Origin of the sequence: Gracilibacillus oryzae (genome assembly GCF_009498735.1) — a bacterium.
Classification (GTDB): domain Bacteria; phylum Bacillota; class Bacilli; order Bacillales; family Amphibacillaceae; genus Gracilibacillus; species Gracilibacillus oryzae.
On sequence record NZ_ML762438.1, the window covers coordinates 25,599 to 44,560 of the forward strand.

Annotated in this window: 17 protein-coding genes, 6 tRNA genes and 2 pseudogenes; 20 read left to right on the forward strand and 5 right to left on the reverse strand. The window is 35.9% G+C overall.

Features of this window, described 5'->3' with window-relative positions:
* Window positions 1–368 precede the first annotated feature (368 nt).
* The 11 genes and pseudogenes from F9U64_RS15845 (at window position 369) to F9U64_RS15895 (ending at window position 7,979) form a co-directional block, all read left to right on the forward strand.
* Window positions 369–1,007: an NfeD family protein gene (locus F9U64_RS15845; RefSeq protein ID WP_153405835.1), complete on the forward strand. Its 639-nt coding sequence runs from the start codon at window positions 369–371 to the stop codon at window positions 1,005–1,007.
* Window positions 1,008–1,232: 225 nt separating this feature from the next.
* On the forward strand, window positions 1,233–2,864 hold the full coding sequence (locus tag F9U64_RS15850) for a Na/Pi cotransporter family protein (RefSeq protein WP_153405837.1): 1,632 nt from the start codon (window positions 1,233–1,235) through the stop codon (window positions 2,862–2,864).
* A 187-nt stretch (window positions 2,865–3,051) separates the two neighbouring features.
* Window positions 3,052–3,126: transfer RNA gene (locus tag F9U64_RS15855), tRNA-Asn, on the forward strand.
* A 3-nt stretch (window positions 3,127–3,129) separates the two neighbouring features.
* Window positions 3,130–3,206 (forward strand) — tRNA-Met (locus F9U64_RS15860).
* An 18-nt stretch (window positions 3,207–3,224) separates the two neighbouring features.
* Window positions 3,225–3,300: transfer RNA gene (locus tag F9U64_RS15865), tRNA-His, on the forward strand.
* A gap of 14 nt (window positions 3,301–3,314) precedes the next feature.
* Window positions 3,315–3,391: transfer RNA gene (locus tag F9U64_RS15870), tRNA-Ile, on the forward strand.
* Window positions 3,392–3,402: 11 nt separating this feature from the next.
* Window positions 3,403–3,495: transfer RNA gene (locus F9U64_RS15875), tRNA-Ser, on the forward strand.
* 20 nt (window positions 3,496–3,515) lie between these two features.
* Window positions 3,516–3,591 (forward strand) — tRNA-Phe (locus F9U64_RS15880).
* 267 nt (window positions 3,592–3,858) lie between these two features.
* A complete protein-coding gene (gene sodA, locus F9U64_RS15885) occupies window positions 3,859–4,470 on the forward strand; it encodes a superoxide dismutase SodA (RefSeq protein WP_153405840.1) in 612 nt (203 codons plus the stop codon).
* A 105-nt stretch (window positions 4,471–4,575) separates the two neighbouring features.
* Window positions 4,576–5,784, forward strand: a complete 1,209-nt coding sequence (locus F9U64_RS15890; protein WP_153405842.1) for an MFS transporter — start codon at window positions 4,576–4,578, stop codon at window positions 5,782–5,784.
* 53 nt (window positions 5,785–5,837) lie between these two features.
* A pseudogene (locus tag F9U64_RS15895) lies at window positions 5,838–7,979 on the forward strand (peptidoglycan D,D-transpeptidase FtsI family protein).
* A gap of 37 nt (window positions 7,980–8,016) precedes the next feature.
* Here the strand turns inward: F9U64_RS15895 and F9U64_RS15900 are convergent.
* Together F9U64_RS15900 and F9U64_RS15905 are read right to left on the reverse strand one after the other, a co-directional pair.
* Window positions 8,017–8,502, reverse strand: coding sequence for an MltG/YceG/YrrL family protein (locus F9U64_RS15900; RefSeq protein WP_153405845.1), 486 nt, complete (start codon window positions 8,500–8,502; stop codon window positions 8,017–8,019).
* Between the two features lie 77 nt (window positions 8,503–8,579).
* Complete coding sequence (locus tag F9U64_RS15905) at window positions 8,580–8,819, reverse strand: hypothetical protein (protein ID WP_153405848.1); 240 nt, start codon at window positions 8,817–8,819, stop codon at window positions 8,580–8,582.
* 172 nt (window positions 8,820–8,991) lie between these two features.
* Between F9U64_RS15905 and rpmG the strand changes: the two genes are divergently transcribed.
* The 4 genes from rpmG (at window position 8,992) to F9U64_RS15925 (ending at window position 11,672) form a co-directional block, all read left to right on the forward strand.
* On the forward strand, window positions 8,992–9,141 hold the full coding sequence (gene rpmG / locus F9U64_RS15910) for a 50S ribosomal protein L33 (protein ID WP_090853958.1): 150 nt from the start codon (window positions 8,992–8,994) through the stop codon (window positions 9,139–9,141).
* Window positions 9,142–9,260: 119 nt separating this feature from the next.
* The gene (locus F9U64_RS15915) at window positions 9,261–9,848 is read left to right on the forward strand and encodes a 5-formyltetrahydrofolate cyclo-ligase (RefSeq protein WP_153405850.1); all 588 of its coding nucleotides are present in this window, start codon (window positions 9,261–9,263) and stop codon (window positions 9,846–9,848) included.
* Window positions 9,849–9,883: 35 nt separating this feature from the next.
* Window positions 9,884–10,066 (forward strand): sodium:proton antiporter, encoded by a 183-nt coding sequence (locus F9U64_RS15920; protein ID WP_153405853.1) that lies wholly within the window; start codon window positions 9,884–9,886, stop codon window positions 10,064–10,066.
* 88 nt (window positions 10,067–10,154) lie between these two features.
* Window positions 10,155–11,672: a rhomboid family intramembrane serine protease gene (locus F9U64_RS15925; RefSeq protein ID WP_153405856.1), complete on the forward strand. Its 1,518-nt coding sequence runs from the start codon at window positions 10,155–10,157 to the stop codon at window positions 11,670–11,672.
* Between the two features lies 1 nt (window position 11,673).
* Here the strand turns inward: F9U64_RS15925 and F9U64_RS15930 are convergent, their stop codons facing one another.
* Window positions 11,674–12,528 carry a hypothetical protein gene (locus F9U64_RS15930; RefSeq protein WP_228275759.1) on the reverse strand — a complete coding sequence of 285 codons (855 nt, stop codon included), beginning with the start codon at window positions 12,526–12,528 and terminating at the stop codon, window positions 11,674–11,676.
* Window positions 12,529–12,632: 104 nt separating this feature from the next.
* Here F9U64_RS15930 and F9U64_RS15935 point away from each other — a divergent pair, with 104 nt between their 5' ends.
* The 4 genes and pseudogenes from F9U64_RS15935 to F9U64_RS15950 all read left to right on the forward strand — a co-directional run bounded on the left by F9U64_RS15935 (window position 12,633) and on the right by F9U64_RS15950 (window position 17,375).
* Window positions 12,633–14,087: a spore germination protein gene (locus tag F9U64_RS15935; protein WP_153405862.1), complete on the forward strand. Its 1,455-nt coding sequence runs from the start codon at window positions 12,633–12,635 to the stop codon at window positions 14,085–14,087.
* Window positions 14,088–14,152: 65 nt separating this feature from the next.
* Window positions 14,153–14,371: a YqgQ family protein gene (locus tag F9U64_RS15940; protein ID WP_153405864.1), complete on the forward strand. Its 219-nt coding sequence runs from the start codon at window positions 14,153–14,155 to the stop codon at window positions 14,369–14,371.
* Window positions 14,361–15,327, forward strand: a pseudogene (locus tag F9U64_RS15945) (ROK family glucokinase). Before F9U64_RS15940 ends, F9U64_RS15945 begins: the two are co-directional and overlap by 11 nt.
* A gap of 131 nt (window positions 15,328–15,458) precedes the next feature.
* A complete protein-coding gene (locus F9U64_RS15950) occupies window positions 15,459–17,375 on the forward strand; it encodes an LTA synthase family protein (RefSeq protein WP_153405867.1) in 1,917 nt (638 codons plus the stop codon).
* A 193-nt stretch (window positions 17,376–17,568) separates the two neighbouring features.
* On the opposite strand, the gene F9U64_RS15955 is transcribed toward F9U64_RS15950, so the two are convergent.
* Complete coding sequence (locus F9U64_RS15955) at window positions 17,569–17,751, reverse strand: DUF2759 family protein (RefSeq protein WP_153405870.1); 183 nt, start codon at window positions 17,749–17,751, stop codon at window positions 17,569–17,571.
* Between the two features lie 162 nt (window positions 17,752–17,913).
* On the opposite strand from F9U64_RS15955, the gene F9U64_RS15960 reads away from it, so the two are divergent.
* Window positions 17,914–18,534, forward strand: coding sequence for an MBL fold metallo-hydrolase (locus F9U64_RS15960; RefSeq protein ID WP_153405873.1), 621 nt, complete (start codon window positions 17,914–17,916; stop codon window positions 18,532–18,534).
* Between the two features lie 54 nt (window positions 18,535–18,588).
* On the opposite strand, the gene F9U64_RS15965 is transcribed toward F9U64_RS15960, so the two are convergent.
* Window positions 18,589–18,831: a DUF2626 domain-containing protein gene (locus F9U64_RS15965; protein WP_153405876.1), complete on the reverse strand. Its 243-nt coding sequence runs from the start codon at window positions 18,829–18,831 to the stop codon at window positions 18,589–18,591.
* Between the last annotated feature and the right edge of the window lie 131 nt (window positions 18,832–18,962).

The following is an 18,962-nucleotide window of genomic DNA, read 5'->3' on the forward strand; positions in this document are numbered from 1 at the left end:
GCAAATGAGAAGCAAGAAGGTCGAGGCGGTGCAGTGAGGAGCCTCGGAACGTATGGTTTGAATACGTGAGAAGCGGATTCAAAAACCAACAAAGAGATTCGCCGGTTATCAATTGGTGACTTTTTGAACATCCTCCACTAGTAAGAGTTCAAAGAACCGGCAAATGAGAAGCAAGAAGGTCGAGGCGGTGCAGTGAGGAGCCTCGGAACGTATGGTTTGAATACGTGAGAAGCGGACTCGCAAACCAACGAAGAGATTCGCCGCTTATCATTTGGTGACTTTTTGAACATCCTTTTTTAAAATAATGAAACTATTTATGTCTTTTGAACGTATGTTAAAATATAGAGACTACCTTGAGGGGTGATCAAATGTTTTCGATGGAAACAGAATGGATAAGTTTATTGGTTGTAGGTTTTGCCACATTATTTTTAATTGGCGAAATACTCGTTAACGCAAAAGGTATTTTCAGTTTGCTCGGTTTAGGTTTTATTACTGTATATTTCTCGAGTCTACTGGATACAGGCATGTTCTTTATTATGATTATTATTTATTTCGTCGGAATTTTACTTATTGTTATTGATGGAAAAATAATGAATGACGGAACATTGGCTGTCATTGGAGCAGCACTAATGATTATTTCTGTAGGGTTTGCTTCCCCTAATTGGTTAGCTGGAGCGTATGCAGTATTAGGTGTTTTTGTCGGTGGGCTTTCATCCTTGCTATTTCTTAAAGTTTTTAAAAAGCGGAAGATGTGGACGAAAATTACCTTGTTTGATCAATTAACCGAAGAAGCTGGTTATTCCAGTATTAATTCTTCTTATAAATCGTTAAAAGGGAAAAAAGGTGTAACCGTAACAGATATGAGACCAATCGGTACAATAAAGGTAGAGGACAAGGAATACAGTGCCATTACACAAGGGAAATGGCTGGAAAGAGATACGGAAATTATTATTGAATCAGTTGATGGGACGAGAATATTAGTAAAGGAATTAGATCAGGGAGCATAGAGAAGAATTATTCTCTATGTTTTTTTTGTTGTTATTTGGCAAAACTACTATATTACAGAGGTTTATGTTAAGAAATTGTAAATTTTTCTTTAATACCTTTACAAAACGTTAATAAATAATTAATATAAAATCGTATGTGTTTACGAATTATGTCTAACATTGTCATTCGTAAATCCATTCAACCTGTACAATACATATATGATACAAATGAAGGGATGAAAACTTTTGGATGTAAATGTACAAGCAATGATATTTGAATTTATAGGTGGACTCGGTATCTTTCTTCTAGGGATCAAGTACATGGGGGAAGGACTGCAAAAATCGGCAGGAGACAGATTAAGAGATATTCTTGATAAAACAACGAGTAACCCTTTTATGGGTGTTTTAGCTGGTATCCTCGTAACAATTCTCATCCAGTCAAGTTCTGGGACAACTGTTTTAACAGTAGGTCTCGTAAATGCTGGTTTTATGACGTTAAGACAATCCATTGGTGTTATAATGGGAGCAAACATCGGTACAACTGTCACAGCATTTATTATCGGATTTGATCTAGGTGCATATTCTTTGCCGATTATTGCTGTAGGTGCATTCTTATTGTTCTTCTTTAAAAATAGCAGATTGACGAATATTGGACTTACTATTTTTGGATTTGGTTCTTTGTTTTATGGATTAGAGCTGATGAGCTCCGGTCTTAAGCCATTAAGAGATGTAGAGATGTTCCATGATTTAACTGTCAGTATGTCTGATAATCCTATTTTAGGTGTTGTTATTGGAACAGTTTTTACAATTCTCGTACAAAGTTCAAGTGCAACAATTGGGATACTGCAGAGTTTAATGATGGAAGGTGCCATTGAATTAAAAGCAGCATTGCCTGTTTTATTTGGGGATAATATCGGGACTACCATTACAGCGGTACTAGCCTCCATTGGAGCAAGTGTTGCTGCAAAAAGGGCTGCTTTAACCCACGTTATTTTTAATGTAATTGGAGCAACTGTCATCATAATCTTTATCAATTTTTACACAATTTTAATTGAAAGAATTCAAACAGCATTAGAGCTGAATTCATCAATGACAATTGCATTTGCACATGGAATTTTCAATGTACTGAATACAATTATTCAATTTCCGTTTATCGGCCTATTGGCATTGCTTGTAACGAAAATAATTCCAGGACAAGATACAATTGTCGAATATAAGCCAAAACATCTTGATCCGATATTTATCAAACAATCGCCAGCTGTTGCTCTAGATCAGGCAAAAGCAGAGATCGTCCGCATGGGGGAATATGCAATAAATGGTTTAGAAGAAACAAGTTCATTCCTTAATACCAATAACTCGAAGCATGAAGATATGGCAATACAGTTAGAAGGTGCGATCAATAATTTAGATAGAGAAATCACTGCTTATTTAGTTGAACTGTCAGGTACAGATTTTACAGAAATGGAAAGACTGAATCATTCAACATTAATTAACTCGGTTAGAGATATAGAAAGAATCGGGGATCATTTTGAAAATATTGCGGAATTGATTAATTATAAAATATCGAATAAAGTGGACATTACTGAACAAGGTATGATTGATTTGAATGAGATGTTTGATTTAACCATTCTGACAGTAAAAGAAGCTGTGAAAGCACTGGATAAACTGGACAGAGAAGCAGCTATGTCTGTTGTACAAAAGGAAAATGAAATTGACAATATGGAAAGAAAATACCGTAAAAAGCATATCATCCGTCTAAATGAGGGTGTTTGTACAGGTGCAGCCGGTATTGTTTTTGCAGATATTATCAGTAATTTAGAACGTATCGGAGACCATGCAGTTAACATTGCAGATGAAGTTCTTGGTGAAAAACATTAATTAGATAGCAGGAATGGCCAGTCGAAAAAGCTGGTCATTCCTTGCCATTTACAAGGAGAAATGGTACTTTAGAGATGGTTTTTATCAATTTTTCATAAAAAAACAAAAAAAATATTAAAAAAGTATTGACGCTATTTATAATATATGATAAATTATTAAATGTCGCTTCGGTGATTACATAAAACATTCCACAGTAGCTCAGTGGTAGAGCTATCGGCTGTTAACCGATCGGTCGTAGGTTCGAATCCTACCTGTGGAGCCATTTGGCGGTGTAGCTCAGCTGGCTAGAGCGTACGGTTCATACCCGTGAGGTCGGGGGTTCGATCCCCTCCGCCGCTACCAAAAAAACATAAAATAATGGCGGTCGTGGTGAAGTGGTTAACACATCGGATTGTGGTTCCGACATGCGTGGGTTCGATCCCCACCGGTCGCCCCATTATTAAGCAAGAAGGACCCTTAGCTCAGTTGGTTAGAGCTATCGGCTCATAACCGATCGGTCGCAGGTTCGAGTCCTGCAGGGTCCACCAATTAAATATACGGAGGAATACCCAAGTCTGGCTGAAGGGATCGGTCTTGAAAACCGACAGGGGTGTCAAAGCCCGCGGGGGTTCGAATCCCTCTTCCTCCTCCATTCATTACATAATACCAGATGGCTCGGTAGCTCAGTCGGTAGAGCAACGGACTGAAAATCCGTGTGTCGGCGGTTCGATTCCGTCCCGAGCCACCATCTTTAACAAGCTATGAGAAGAGCTTGTTTTTTTGTGTTTAGGAGTATAAAAAATATTAGTTGCAAGGGACTTTCTCGTAATTAAAATTGTAAGTGCCAAGTATAAGAAAATTAGCACGCGCTAAAGAAGAGCGAGTGGGGAATATATCCAATCCGGAAATTTAGTGGAATATTCCTTAATTCGAATTATTTGCATTTTATTCAGACTATTTGATAATATTTGATGTGTAGAGAAAACATCAATACTTATTAATAGGAGGAATAAACATGGCAAACTTTACATTACCAGATTTACCTTATGCATATGATGCACTTGAGCCGCATATCGATAAGGAAACAATGAACATTCATCACACTAAACATCACAATACTTATGTTACAAAGCTAAATGCTGCATTAGAAGGTCATGATGATCTAGCAAACAAATCAATTGAAGACATCTTAGCAAACCTTGATGCTGTACCGGAAAATATCCGTACTGCTGTTCGTAACAATGGTGGCGGACATGCTAACCACAGTTTATTCTGGACACTTTTATCATCAAATGGTGGTGGAGAACCAACTGGAGAATTAGCAGAAGCAATTAACAGCAAGTTTGGCAGTTTGGATTCATTCAAAGAAGAATTTGCAAATGCTGCAGCGGGCCGCTTTGGATCTGGCTGGGCTTGGCTAGTTGTTGAAAATGGTAACTTAGCTATTACAAGCACACCAAATCAAGATACTCCTATTTCTGAAGGAAAAACTCCAATTTTAGGTCTTGATGTATGGGAACATGCTTACTACCTAAAATATCAAAATAAACGCCCTGATTACATTGCAGCATTCTGGAATGTAGTGGATTGGGATAAAGTAGCAAGCTTATATAATGAAGCAAAATAAAGATTTTAAAAGGATATCTCTTTAAAAGGGGTATCCTTTTTCATTTGCATATCTCATTTCATCTAGAGAACACTAATAGCTAGATGGAAAATGAGGTGTATGGAGATGTTGTTTTTTAAGAAGTATAAAAGTGAGATACCAGTGAGTCGTGATTTGAAAATCCTTCTAGTTATTGGGGGACTGTATGCACTGGCAACATTATTATCCAATACGTTTGTTAATATATTTCTATGGAAAAAATCAGGAGAGTATCTGGACATCGCTACATATAATCTTTCTATTTATATTGTGCAGCCCATTGCTTTCTCTCTCGCTGGAAAATTGGCGAAGAAAGTGGACAGGGCATTAATTCTAAGGGCTGGTGTCATAGTTCTCTCTTTTTTTTATATCTTAGTTTTGCTTTTTGGCGATAAAGCAACTACCTATCCTTATCTGTTAGGCGGTCTATTGGGTTTTGGGTATGGTTTTTACTGGCTTTCCTTTAATGTGTTAACATTCGAGATTACGGAGCCGGAAACAAGAGACATTTTTAATGGAATGCTTGGTACATTTCAATCTTTTGGCGGAATGACTGGACCATTGTTTGCAGGTTATATTATCTCTAAGTTAAATAATTTCACTGGCTATACCGTAATTTTTTTAATTTCCTTTTTACTGTTTGCTGTTGCTGTTTTTTTCTCCTTTTATTTACAAAAGCGCAGAGCTGAAGGGAAATTTATGTTTCGAGAAGTATTGCTGGAGCGGAAAAGGAATAAAAACTGGAATCAGATTCTCTTAGCTCATATTGCGCAAGGTTTACGGGAAGGATTGTTTATCTTTATTGTGGCAATTTGGGTGTACTTAGCGACTGGCAGCGAATTTGCCCTTGGTGTTTATAATCTGCTTTTTTCATTTTGTTCACTGATCTGTTATTTCCTTGCTTCAAGACTGATTAAAAACCAGCATCGGAAAAGAATGATATTAATTAGTGGAAGTTTTTTATATATGGCAGTGCTTATCTTAGTTGTTCAGACAAATTATATGATGCTCCTTATTTATGGGGTGATTGTAGGTTTAAGCTACCCATTATTTAATGTGCCATTTGTTTCGCTGACATATGACATTATCGGTAAGTCATATAAAGCAAAAGAATTAAGAATCGAATATATTATCGTTCGTGAGTTATATATCAATATAGGGAGGATTGCAGCTATTCTTATTTTCATTGCAGGTGTAATAATGTTTAAACCAACATTAATTATCCTTATCTTGATTCTCAGTTTAGGCGGCGGGAATTTTATCGCAGCATTCTTAATAAGAAAAACTGTAACTTAAAGGTCTCTTCGTGATATAATACAATGGGATTGAATGATCGGGGAGGAGAAACAATGGTAACACAAAATAAATTATTTAAAAGAAAGAAGAATAAAAAGAAAAAGCCGCAATTGCCGTTCCGATTAAATATTTTATTTGTTGCTGTATTTTTTATTTTTTCCTTGTTAATTGTTCAATTGGGAATTGTACAAATTCTTAATGGGGAAGAAGCACAAAGGGAAATTGACCAGACGGAAAATACACCATCAGAAAAACCTGTGCCAAGAGGGAAAATGTATGATCGGGATCATCAATTGATATTAGATAACGCTGCCGTAAAGTCCATCACTTATACTCCGCCGAAAAACGGGGAAACAGCAGATGTTAAACTGGATTTAGCGAGAAAATTGGCAAGTTATGTCACAATAATCAAAGACCCTGAAGAATTAAGGGATGAAATTACTGAAAGAGATAAAAAGGAATATTTTTATCTTCTCCATGCAGAAGAAGTGGCCAAAAGACTATCTGCAAAGGAGAAAGAGTTAGAAGCAGGGGAAAGATATGCTGCAGAGCTTAAAAAGATTACGGAAGCAGACTTGAATACAATCGAGTGGACGGACGAGTTATTAAATATTATAGCAATAAAGAAAGAATTAGACTCAGCTTACGAGCTCTCGCCACATGTGATTGTTAATGAAGGTATAACTGACAAAGAATACGCCCAGGTAGCCGAACATCTTAATGACTTACCCGGTATTGATGCAGCGATCGATTGGGAAAGAAATAAAGTATTCGGCGAAACCCTGTCATCCTTTATCGGTAATATTACAAGTGCAGATGAAGGAATTCCACGCGAGAATAGTGATTTCTACCTTGCTAATGGCTATACATGGAATGACCGTGTGGGAACAAGTGGACTTGAACAGGAATATGAGCATATCCTGCGCGGCAGAAAAGAAAAAGTTCAATATACGACTGATTCTAATGGCAATGTGATAAGTTCAGAAGTAGTAGTGGAAGGACAACGTGGGAAAGACTTGGTTTTAACAGTGGATATGGACCTTCAGCAAGCGATGGATCAAATCGTGGAAGAAGAGCTGAGAAATGCGATGGCTTCTCCAATCAATAATAATGGTTATCTCGAAGATGCAATGGCTGTGATGATGAACCCGCAAACAGGTGAGATTCTGGGGATGTCTGCTATCAGATATGATAGAGAGAATAATGAATATCTAAATAATTCTTACAGGGTTATTTATGATGCACATGCTCCAGGATCTTCGATAAAAGGAGCAACCGTATTAGCTGGATACCAGTCAGGTGTGCTGGATATTGGCCAACATCTTGATGAATCTACTATTAAAATTAAAGGATCTGAAGAAAAAAGTTCCTATAAAAATTTGGGCGCTGCACTAAACGATTTACAAGCATTACAAAAATCCTCCAACGTTTATATGATGCGAATTGCGATTATGATGAGTGGTGCGACTTATCGATAAAATGAACCGTTATACAATTTTGATTTTGATACATTTGATGAAATGCGCTATTACTATAATCAATTTGGTCTTGGCGTGGAGACTGGAATTGATATGCCTTTTGAATCAATTGGAGTGATAGGTAACCCAACGAATGCAGGTAATTTACTGGACTTTTCGATTGGACAGTTTGACACATATACAACAATGCAATTAGCACAATATGTTTCTACTGTCGCGAACGAAGGTTATCGTGTGCAGCCGCATTTATTAAAGGAAATTCGCCAGCCTGGCTCGGATGAGCAGGAACTTGGCCCTGTCCTAAAGGTGGAGAATACAGAAGTAATGAACCGGGTTGAAATGGGCCAGGATTATATTGACAGAGTGCAGCAAGGTTTCAGTTTAGTATTTTCTCCTGGAGGTACAGCATCCAACAGTACGTGGAGCGGTTTTCCTTATCCCATTGCAGGAAAAACAGGTACTGCGGAAAATCCGCAATTTAAAAATGGTGAACTTGTTGCCAACACGGAAAATTTAACATTAGTGGGTTATAGTCCGATAGAGGATCCTGAAGTAGCCTTTGCGGTAGTGGTACCGAAGAATGGTACAGGAATCGGGCAGTATCCGATTAACCATAAAATTGGCAGACGAATCCTTGATAAATATTATGAACTGAAAGAGAATAAGGAAGAGGACCAAGGAACAGAAAGTGAATCAGATGCAAGTCAGACAGAATAATAGAGTTTTATAATCATAGAAAAAACCACGGGAGCTATTATTCAGCTTCCGTGGTTTTTGTAATGTGTGCCGCAATTTCTTCGACAGACATTTGATTGTTGATAAGGAATTCACCTGGCTGGATCAATCTGGTCAATTGGTTTTCTTCCAAATAGGTAATAAAATCATTGCGGTTATCTATTAAATTATATTGCTCCAATTGATCTACAATTTGCGGTAATTTCATCCCCTGGTCAATGCGGAACATAAAGTTGACTACTTCCTTATCCGCAGTATCACTGTTTTGATCGGCTGTTTGGTCTTCTGATAAGTTAGCTATCTCTGTTTCCAATGCCGCTATTTTTTCTTCCATATCTGTATCATAGATAAAATATCCTTGCTCTTGCGCTTCCGTTAATATATCTTTTCCATCCTCAACCGTTTCATTATCTTTCTGGCGATCCTCTGCTAGATAATAGACAATCCCGATAATTAAGGATGCTGTTAATAATCCTAAAGAGAATGCTCGCACAATTTGTTTCATTTTTATCCCTCATTTACTATCCAACTATGACGATTAGTTTTTATCACAGTGCCAACCGTCTGTAATGCCCCCACTGATCAAGGTCTCGCTTTATTCGACTGGTTGAATGAATTGTCATCCATAAAGTTATCATCTATTAATAACTCTTCTTCTAGTATGTTTACCTTTTTCTTTAACTGATAGGTTTCCTGGAGTGTACTGATAGAAAACTGCTCAATCTGGTTTTCTAATTGTTTAAACTTATCCTGCATAAAAAAGGAAACAATCCAAAGGATAACAGCTATTGAAATAACAGTTGCAACAGCAACATATATCATAGAAATTCCTCCTAAATATCTGTAATTAAAAAAATCCCATAAATATAGTTATACCACAACTGTACAATCGGTGAAAAGATGTACTTGAAATTTTGAAAAGTTTTTGCTATTATATTGTAGGTAAAGATTCGATAAGAAATTATGATGATTGTGATAGTTTGGAGGGAAAAACATGCGCGTTAACATTACATTAGCTTGTACTGAAACTGGTGACCGTAATTATATTACGACTAAAAATAAACGTAAACACCCTGAACGTTTGGAGCTGAAAAAATATTGCCCACGTTTGAAAAAACATACGTTACACCGTGAAACTAAATAATTTAGTGAAAAAACTCTTACTTTATTAGAAGTAAGAGTTTTTTCATAGTACGAATAGTAAATTAACATAGTCAGGATTAAGTTCGGCTTACTTAAATAAATACTAGAAAGGGGTAAACGATGAACGATAAGAAATTGATCAGAGAAAAGATGAAAAACTTGATAGTAGATAGAAAAAACAAAACGGAAATCGAACAGAAAATCAAGCAGAATTTACTTAACACTGAACAATGGCTTTATGCAGAAACGATTGCCCTTACTTTATCAAGAGAAACAGAATGGAATACAACTACGATCATCCAGGCAGCTTGGGAACAAGGAAAAACTATAGTATTACCAAAGTGCGATCCACTAACTTTCCAGATGTCCTTTCATCACTGCAACAGTTTTGCTCAACTGGAGAATGTATATTTAGATTTATATGAGCCTGATCCTGTAAAATGCTCCAAACTGAAAAAGGAAAAAATTGATTTGATGATTGTTCCTGGGCTGGCTTTTGACCTTGAAGGGAACAGGATTGGTTATGGAGGAGGTTATTATGACAGGTATTTAGAGAATTATGACGGTATAAAATTCGCAATAGCAGCAGATTTCCAAATTATCGAAAAAATAAAAAAGGAATCTCATGATATAGGTTTGGATTATATTATAACAGAATCGTCGGTTATTGATTGTAGTATACATAAGAAGAAAACATTCAGGGAATGATAAGCCTATTCCAATATTGAATAGGAGTGTTATAGATGCGTCTATTTAGAACGCTGTTAACAATTTTTGCTTTAGCCGGTGTGATTTACCGATTTAGAATGAAAGTTATTAACTTTATCGCTTCCGTCCCTTTTTTACGAAAAATCTCTGTTAGGTTTGCTATGCAAATCCCATTTATCAGAAAAAAATTTATGCAGTCCATGTTTTTAAAACAATAGGATAGGAAAGCAAACCAGCCTAAATCATATTGATACGCTATTAAAAGGGATCATGGTATGATGGGAAGTGAAAAGGTTGGTGTTTTATTTGTATATAAAAAGACAATTTCAGCAAAATCAATTTGTCCTGTATCTGATGGAACAACAGTTTGAAATTATCTCAACAACTCGGTCCCAGGATGAGTATTTACTTGAGCGCAAAAATAAATCATCGATTGAAATTGTTCATGTCTCATTGAAACAGCATGATTGGAAGAGAGATCTGGAGCAGCATATCATTCGGGTGCAGAGAAAATATAAAGAAATAAAAACAAATATATTCTCAAAAAATAAATACCATTTTTATCATATCTTTATAGTTGATTATCCGCCTGTTGATGATTGGACAGAGCTGATATCTTCTCCTGATAATGTTTCGATCACAATGGTTGATGAGCCGGATGAATGGCAAAAGGTTCAAAAACAGCTGGAGCTCAATGATCTTGGCCAATTCACAGAACCAGTCAACCCTTTGGAAATGGAACAAGCTGTGTATTTTTTGAAGAATCGCATTTTAATGAAATTCAATACGGAACAAGAGAAAAGAAAAAAGCTGTTTGAACAAGGAAAGCCCTTTTGGACATATGTTTTACTGGTGATTAATGTCATCATGTATGGGTTATTGGAATTAAATGGCGGCTCTACTTCCATTGAAACATTACTGGCATTTGGTGCGAAATATAATCTGGCAATCGTAGATGGAGAGTGGTGGAGAATTATCTCCTCAATGTTTCTTCATATTGGTTTGCCGCACATTATTCTAAATATGATGGCATTATATTTTATCGGAACATTAGTGGAGCGAATCTATGGCAATATGCGATTTCTTATCATCTACTTTCTGGCAGGGATAGCAGGCGGTATTGCAAGCTTTGCCTTTAATAGCAGCATTGCTGCAGGTGCTTCTGGTGCTATATTTGGATTATTTGGTGCATTAGTCTTTTTTGGTACACAGTTTCCAAAAGAATTCTTTCGTACCATTGGCTGGAATGTTATTTTTGTTATCGGGCTGAACGTTGTGTTCGGATTCACGGTTGCACAAATAGACAATGGGGCGCATATTGGTGGCCTTATTGGCGGGTTTATTGCATCTGCTGTTGTTATGTTTCGTCAATACAAACGATTATGGCTGCAAATAATGGCCGCTTTGGGATTTGTTCTTCTGACAGGTGGCATCTTTGTTTATGGTTATACCAATGATGCCAATCATTATAACGAAGCGGTACAATTAGGTGAGATACAGCAACAATTAGAAGAAGAAAATTATCAGGAAGTAGTCAGTTTAACTACAGAAATACTGCCATATGCTGACCAGCAAAAAGCAGAATTGTATTTTCAACGTTCCTATGCCCATATATTATTGGGTAATTCAAATGAAGCTATTAGTGATCTGAAAAGATGCTTAGAATTGAAACCGAACTTTGAACAAGCGTTATATAATTTAGCTCTATTATATGCAAACAATAACCAGATTAATGAGGCTGTTCCTTTATTGGAGAAAGCGATGCGAATCGATCCGGATAATACTGATTATCAAACATTATATGAGCAATTGAAACAAAACTAAACTAGCTTTTTGTAATGTTTTGTTTTAACAGTTTGCGTTGGTTGTTTTCATCTTTAAACAGTACAAGCAGATATTCTCTATTTTTATCAATTAAAATGATTGGAATAACATGCTGAGATATTATTTTCTTTTGAGAAAATGGCAAAATATACTCTCTGTATAATCCTTCCCATAATTGACCAATCACACGGTCTGTTTGATCTTGAGTAAGTCCTGTGATTGGTTGTTCGTTGTACAGATAAAGAGAAGTTAAGGGAATCAGGTCATAGTTGTCTGGATTGATTTTCTCGGCATCCATCCATTGTTTCCAGCGAAAATGCAATTGCTGATTAGTTGCATGGTCGAGTGTTTCCTGCCAATTTTTTTGCAGGTCCGTCTCTGCCTTCTGAAAAGCTTCGAGTGGAGAATATGGTGAATCAATCACATATAGATCATCATAAGACATTGTTTGGGCGCTCTTGATGATATCATTAGGATAATGTACTTCACCGTGATGGTAGCTGATCGCCTGGAAATGGCTGCTGTCACTTTCCTCAAAATCTAATTTTAATGTAATATCTTTTTCTTCCTCTTTCCATAATCCTTTCATACCAATTAAGATTCCGTCCATGTATAAAATGCTAATATCCTGTCTTAAATAAACAGGCTCATTCATTTTGCTTGAGGAAACCCATCTGATTTGATACTGGTCATTACTTAATTGCTGCAGCAGAGACAGATTCGTTTCAGCTTCGGTAAACTGAATGGTTTCATCTATTGGGAAAAACTTCATTGTTTCACTTGTTTTATTTTCTGCAAAGATAAAAAGCAACACAATCATTGTAATGAAGGCAGTAGATATATGTAAGATTCGCATCAGCATTCTCCTTAATTCATTTAATAACTCGTCCAACTTCGAATTATAATTGCGCGATTTATGTGTAAACTAATCTTAAACATAAAAAAGCAGGTGTTAAAACAATGGTTGGACAAAAGCATTTATCCAATAATTATGAAAAGAATGTCCAATATATACGTGATTATTTAGAGGTTGATAAAAGTTTTGACTTGATTCATTTAGATTTAGAGTATGCCAAAAGGAAAATGTCCTTATTTCTAGTTGATGGATTTGTGAAAGACGACATTCTCCATCTTTTGATGAAATTCCTGGCAAAACTGGAGGAGGAAGATTTAGCTGAGGACACTCTCCAAATGCTGTTAAAAAGATATCTGCCATATGTCGAAATTGATGTAGAACAAGATATAGAAAAAGCTGCAGATTTAGTCTTGGCAGGACCAACAGCATTAGTTGTTGATGGAATTGACCGCATTATTATGATTGACGCAAGAACCTATCCTGTTAGAAGTCCTGCTGAACCGGATTTAGAGAAAGTAGTCAGGGGCTCAAGAGATGGATATGTTGAAACAATTATCTTTAATACAGCCCTCACAAGAAGAAAAGTTCGGGACAGGTCCTTAAGAATGGAGTATAAATCCATTGGCAGGAGATCCAAGACAGATGTTTGTGTGTGCTATTTAGAAGATATTGCAGATCAAAAGAAAGTCAAACAATTAATGGATCATCTTGATACCATTGATACAGATGGATTGCCAATGGCAGAAAAAACAATTGAAGAGTTTTTGAGCGGGAAAACCTGGAATCCTTATCCGACCATACGTTATACAGAAAGACCAGACACGGCAGCTTCTCATTTATATGAGGGACATATCTTAATCATAATAGATGGATCCCCAAGTGTGATGATAACACCGGCTACCTTCTGGCACCATTTACAGCATGCTGAAGAATACCGCCAAAAACCTTTTGTTGGAGTTTATTTACGATTAGTTCGATTTATCGCTATTTTTGCATCCATTTTCCTGTTGCCTCTTTATTATTTGTTATCAACAGAAATGGGTTTACTTCCGGAATCTTTGCATTTTATTGGTCCAAAAGAGGTAGGGCTGATTCCTTTGATTTTTCAGTTTTTAATAGCAGAGGTTGGCGTAGATGTTTTAAGGATGGCTGCGATTCATACACCTTCCGCATTGACAACAGCTTTAGGACTCGTTTCTGCCATATTGATTGGGCAAATTGCGGTTGAAGTAGGGTTATTTTCAAATGAAGTCATTCTTTATTTAGCGGCTGTCGTAATGGGGACATTTGCAACACCAAGTTATGAATTAAGTCTGGCCAATCGGATCATTCGGTTGCTGTTATTAATACTTACAGCCATTTTTGGGGTAGAAGGGTTTATGATTTCTATTACGGTTTACTTACTGTATTTAATTCAGTTAAAAACATTCTATATTGGTTATTTTTGGCCATTTATCCCATTTGATTTTAAAGCGATGCTAAATATCATTATAAGACAACCGATACCATCTGCTAACTCACGACCTTCATTTCTTAATCCGCAAGATCCAGATCGTTAAGAATAAGTAAAGTTTTTGATTCCCTTTTAAATATTGTTTTGTTATAATATGTTAGGTGATTAACATTGAACAGTATTTACGATATTAGAAAATTATTATTGAAATTCGGGACGGTCATCTACATAGGTGATCGTCTTGCAGATTTAGAATTAATGGAAGAAGAAATTATGGAGCTTTATCAAGTGAAGATGATCACAAAAGAGCAATTTCTTCAATCAAGATTAATAATAAAAAGAGAAATCGAAAAAACGAAAAGGGAGTTAGATGGGGAAAATGACAAATAAAGATTTGTTAATCGGAATTGATATTGGTGGTACAACAGTTAAAAATGCCATAATTGATGTAAATGGAACATTGATCTCCAAATGGGAAATTGTAACAAACACTGATAATCAAGGGGCAAGTGTGCCAAAGGATATTTGGGAGTCAGTAAGAAACAGGTTAGAAGAGCTGGAATTGGGGTATGATAGAATCATAGGAATGGGCGTTGGCGCACCAGGCTTTATTGAGCCGGATACTGGATCAGTTGCTATAGCCGTAAATATTGGCTGGAGAGATTTTCAGCTGAAAGATATTTTAGAAGATTTGGCAGGAGTACCAGTGTTTGTCGATAATGATGCAAATATCGCCGCACTGGGGGAAAACTGGAAAGGGTCTGGTGACCAGGCAGAAAATATGCTTGCAGTAACATTAGGAACAGGAGTTGGAGGTGGAATAATCTCTAATGGTCAAATAGTCAGCGGTGCAAATGGTACTGGTGGCGAAATTGGACATATGACGGTTGTCCCGGAACATGGTGCACCATGTAATTGCGGGAGAACTGGTTGTCTGGAAACAGTCGCATCTGCTACTGCCTTTGTTCGGACAGCAAATGAATGGATGAAAGCAGGTAATGCTCCTAACCTTCAACTAAAGCAAGAACAGCTTGGTATGATAACAACAAAAGATATTTTTGAATTAGCCAATGATGGAGACAAATGCCATTATTCACCAGATAATGGATCAACTCGGTTTAGCGTTAGCAAATGTTGCTGTTACAGTAAATCCTTCGAAAATTGTCGTTGGTGGAGGAGTATCAAAGGCAGGTGAGCAGTTACTGCTGCCATTAAAAGAAGCATTTGATAAGTATGCTCTTCCTCGAATTAAAGAGGCATGTGATATTGTAATTGCTAAGTTAGGGAATGATGCAGGTGTATATGGTGGCGCATATTTAGTTTTACAACATAAAAATAGTAATTAACTATTAATTTTGTAAATACTTTGTAACTTTTTTTAAGATTTATGAAACTTTCCTGTGATAATGTTCGTCTATAATAGAGAGAAAACTAAACAAATGATAAAATGGGGCATTTTTTTTGAGGAGGAAATTATATGTTTAATAAAAAGCTGCAGATGCCGCTCTTTATTATCGCTGCAATTCTATTTGGTTTAAAAACATATATTGTCTATCGATTCGTATTCAATATATCACTAGAGAATCCAATGCAAGAGCTTATCTTGTTAATTAATGCTTTTGTCGTGTCATTCTTTTTATTTTCCCTTAGTGTTTGGTTTAAAGAAAGAAGACAAAAGAAGTTTATTAAATATCTGATATTGATAGGATCACTGATTATTTACTTTAACATTGTTTTCTATCGGAACTTTTCAGATTTTATTACAATACCATTACTATTCCAGGGGAGTAATGCTGCTGATTTAGGTTCTAGTGTATTGACATTACTTGAACCATGGGATTTCTTATTGTTTGCAGATGTAGTCGTTGTATGGTATTTGGCAATTAAAAAAGGTGATCAGCTATTAGCTATTTTCAAACATAGATACAAGACTGTTGTATTAACAGCTTCCATTGCTTTACTTGTTGGAAACTATGTTTTAGCTGAAATCGAACGTCCGCAGTTATTACAAAGAACGTTTGACCGTGAATATCTAGTAAAGAACTTAGGATTATTCAGTTATCATGTTTATGATGCGGTAATGCATTCCAAGTCAAAAGCTCAAAGAGTGTTTGCTGATGGAAATGAATTAACTGAAATAGAAGAATATATGAAAGATGAGACATCTGTTGAAGATAAAACTGACTTGTATGGTATTGCAAAAGATAAGAATGTAATTTTTATCTCACTAGAGTCATTACAGACCTTTGTCATTAACAATACAGTAAATGGGGAAGAGGTTACTCCTTTCCTTAATGACTTAATTAATGATAGTTATTATTTTGACAATTTCTATCATCAAACAGAACAGGGGAAAACTTCTGATTCTGAATTTATTATAGAAAATTCTCTTTATCCGTCTCCAAGAGGAGCAGTATACTTTACACATGCACAAAATGATTTTCATTCATTACCTGAGATCATAGGAAACGAAGGATACTACAGTGCTGTTTTGCATGCTAATAACAAAAGTTTCTGGAATCGTGATGTAATGTATGAGAATCTTGGTTATGATAAGTTCTTTGATATAGATGCATATGAAGTTACAGAAGAAAACTCGGTTGGCTGGGGCTTGAAAGATAAAGATTTCTTCCGTCAATCAATGAAGTATCTTGAATCAATGAAGCAGCCTTTTTATACGAAGTTTATTACACTGACAAATCATTATCCATTTGAACTGGATCCGGAAGATGCAACGATTGAGAAGTATGATTCTAATTCAAATACGTTAAACAGCTATTTCCAGACAGTAAAATATATGGATGAATCAATCGAGGAATTTTTCAATTATTTGAAAGAAACTGGTATATATGAAGATTCTATTATTGTGCTGATGGGTGACCACTATGGTATTAGTGATTTCCACAAAAAAGCAATGAGCACATATTTAGATAAAGAATACAACGATTATTTACATGTCCAATTACAACGAGTACCTTTCTACATCCATATTCCTGGTCAAGAAGGGAAAGTAATCTCAAAAGTTGCCGGACAAATTGATGTAAAACCAACATTATTACATTTGTTAGGTATTGACGATTCCACTGATCTTTCTTTCGGAACAAATTTATTTGCTGAGGATAGAAAAGATTTCGTTGCCTTACGGGATGGAAGTTTTATTACTGATAATTATGTATATACGAAAGACCAGTGCTTTAACAGAGCAACAGGTGAGTTATTAGACACTACTACCGGATTAGATGAAGGTTTATCTGCTTGTCAGCCATATATTGAACAAGTGGAGAAAGAATTGTCATATTCTGACCAGATAATATTCGGGGACTTGTTCCGATTCTATGATTTTAAAGATAATACTTCAAAATCAAACACAGAAGAAGTGAACGAAGAGGAATAAATACAAAAAAACTGCTCCAGATCAAATCAAATTTGACCCGGGGCAGTTTTTAAAAACTCGAAAAAGAGCAGGTTTGTGTGCTATCTGCAACAGTAAGGAAAGCTTCATGCAACTAGTATTTATCAAATACAACATACTAAAGGATAAAAAAACATTGGATGATCATCATCCAATGTTTTTTATTTATTATGAATTATTCACCTGTAAAGATTGGTCGAATAAGTTCCCAGTATAGTGTAGCAATAGAGAAAAAACCAAACACTAAGGCAGATATTGCGGAGAAAGCGGCTCCAAACATATTTTGCTTTTTAAACTCACGAAAAATGGCTATCAAACAAATAATAGCTACAGCTAATAAAATTATTCCAAGTACCATAAGTTCATCCTCCTAACTTTACTTTTCATTACATTAGATTCACGTTATAATATGTATTATTATTCACTTTATCATTCTAAAACAAAAGTGAAGTTTTGTCTATTAATATTCGATATTTCATTAGCTCTTGCGTGTAATAGCAAGGAAAGAGAGGGAATTCATATGGAGATAAAAAAACTGACATTAGGACCACTCCAGACAAATTGTTATATTGTACATAATCAGACGGAAGCGTTAATCATTGATCCGTCGTTTGATGGAGAATATATCATTAATACAATTGATAAATTAAAATTGTCGGCTAAAGCTATCTTGCTGACTCATGCTCACTTTGATCATATTGGTGCATTGGAGGAAGTAAGGAGTCATTATAATATCCCTGTTTATATTCATGCGATAGAGAAAGGCTGGCTAAGGGATCCCAGTCTAAATGGATCGTCGCGATTCGGGATGAAACCAGTTGTGTGCAAGGAAGCAGAACACGAATTAACGGAAGGAAAAATGAATATCGGTAACTTTAGCATCGACATATTGCATGTTCCCGGACATTCACCAGGGAGCTTAGCCTTTGTTTTCCATCAATCTTCCTTTGCTATTGGCGGTGATTGCTTGTTTAGGGAAGGAATTGGAAGGACAGATTTAGTTGGAGGTAATTTTGAAGAGATTCAAAAAAGCATTCAGGAGAAATTATTTTTACTGCCTGATTCTTTTACAGTTTATCCGGGACATGGACCCAAGACGACAATAAGACATGAAAAAAGTAATAATCCATTCATCAGTTGAAAGAAATTTACTTAATAATAAAAACGCTCTGGTATCCCCAAAGCGTTTTTATTATTAATGTCCAAATCCAGGAACAAGAATAAAGTTTGAGTAGAATGTAAACCCTACAAAAAATACTGTACAATATGCAGCGAACAAATAAATATACATTCTTTCAGACAATTTTAAAAATCCAACACCTAAGAAAAAGATCGTTTGAGCCAAAAATAAATATGCCATTGCTTCCATATGGCCTACATAAAACATAACTGCGAATATCCCTGTCCAAAAGGAAAGCATACGAAATACACGATCCATTGTTCCCCTCCTCATCTCTGACTATGTATCAAAACTATTATAAACGACAATATACAAAAAGTAAATTAATGTTGAACATCTTTTGAAATCGCTGCATTATTTGTCACAGCGCAAACCGTCTGTAATATAAA

Bases quoted from the DNA above. Each gene is read 5' to 3' on its own strand.
- F9U64_RS15960 (WP_153405873.1), top strand. From the start codon at position 17,914: ATGGAGATAAAAAAACTGACATTAGGACCACTCCAGACAAATTGTTAT.
- F9U64_RS15955 (WP_153405870.1), bottom strand. From the start codon at position 17,751: ATGGTACTTGGAATAATTTTATTAGCTGTAGCTATTATTTGTTTGATA.
- F9U64_RS15950 (WP_153405867.1), top strand. From the start codon at position 15,459: ATGTTTAATAAAAAGCTGCAGATGCCGCTCTTTATTATCGCTGCAATT.
- F9U64_RS15845 (WP_153405835.1), top strand. From the start codon at position 369: ATGTTTTCGATGGAAACAGAATGGATAAGTTTATTGGTTGTAGGTTTT.
- sodA (WP_153405840.1), top strand. From the start codon at position 3,859: ATGGCAAACTTTACATTACCAGATTTACCTTATGCATATGATGCACTT.
- rpmG (WP_090853958.1), top strand. From the start codon at position 8,992: ATGCGCGTTAACATTACATTAGCTTGTACTGAAACTGGTGACCGTAAT.
- F9U64_RS15935 (WP_153405862.1), top strand. From the start codon at position 12,633: ATGGTTGGACAAAAGCATTTATCCAATAATTATGAAAAGAATGTCCAA.
- F9U64_RS15920 (WP_153405853.1), top strand. From the start codon at position 9,884: ATGCGTCTATTTAGAACGCTGTTAACAATTTTTGCTTTAGCCGGTGTG.
- F9U64_RS15965 (WP_153405876.1), bottom strand. From the start codon at position 18,831: ATGGATCGTGTATTTCGTATGCTTTCCTTTTGGACAGGGATATTCGCA.
- F9U64_RS15890 (WP_153405842.1), top strand. From the start codon at position 4,576: ATGTTGTTTTTTAAGAAGTATAAAAGTGAGATACCAGTGAGTCGTGAT.
- F9U64_RS15905 (WP_153405848.1), bottom strand. From the start codon at position 8,819: ATGATATATGTTGCTGTTGCAACTGTTATTTCAATAGCTGTTATCCTT.
- F9U64_RS15930 (WP_228275759.1), bottom strand. From the start codon at position 12,528: ATGCGAATCTTACATATATCTACTGCCTTCATTACAATGATTGTGTTG.
- F9U64_RS15915 (WP_153405850.1), top strand. From the start codon at position 9,261: ATGAACGATAAGAAATTGATCAGAGAAAAGATGAAAAACTTGATAGTA.
- F9U64_RS15900 (WP_153405845.1), bottom strand. From the start codon at position 8,502: ATGAAACAAATTGTGCGAGCATTCTCTTTAGGATTATTAACAGCATCC.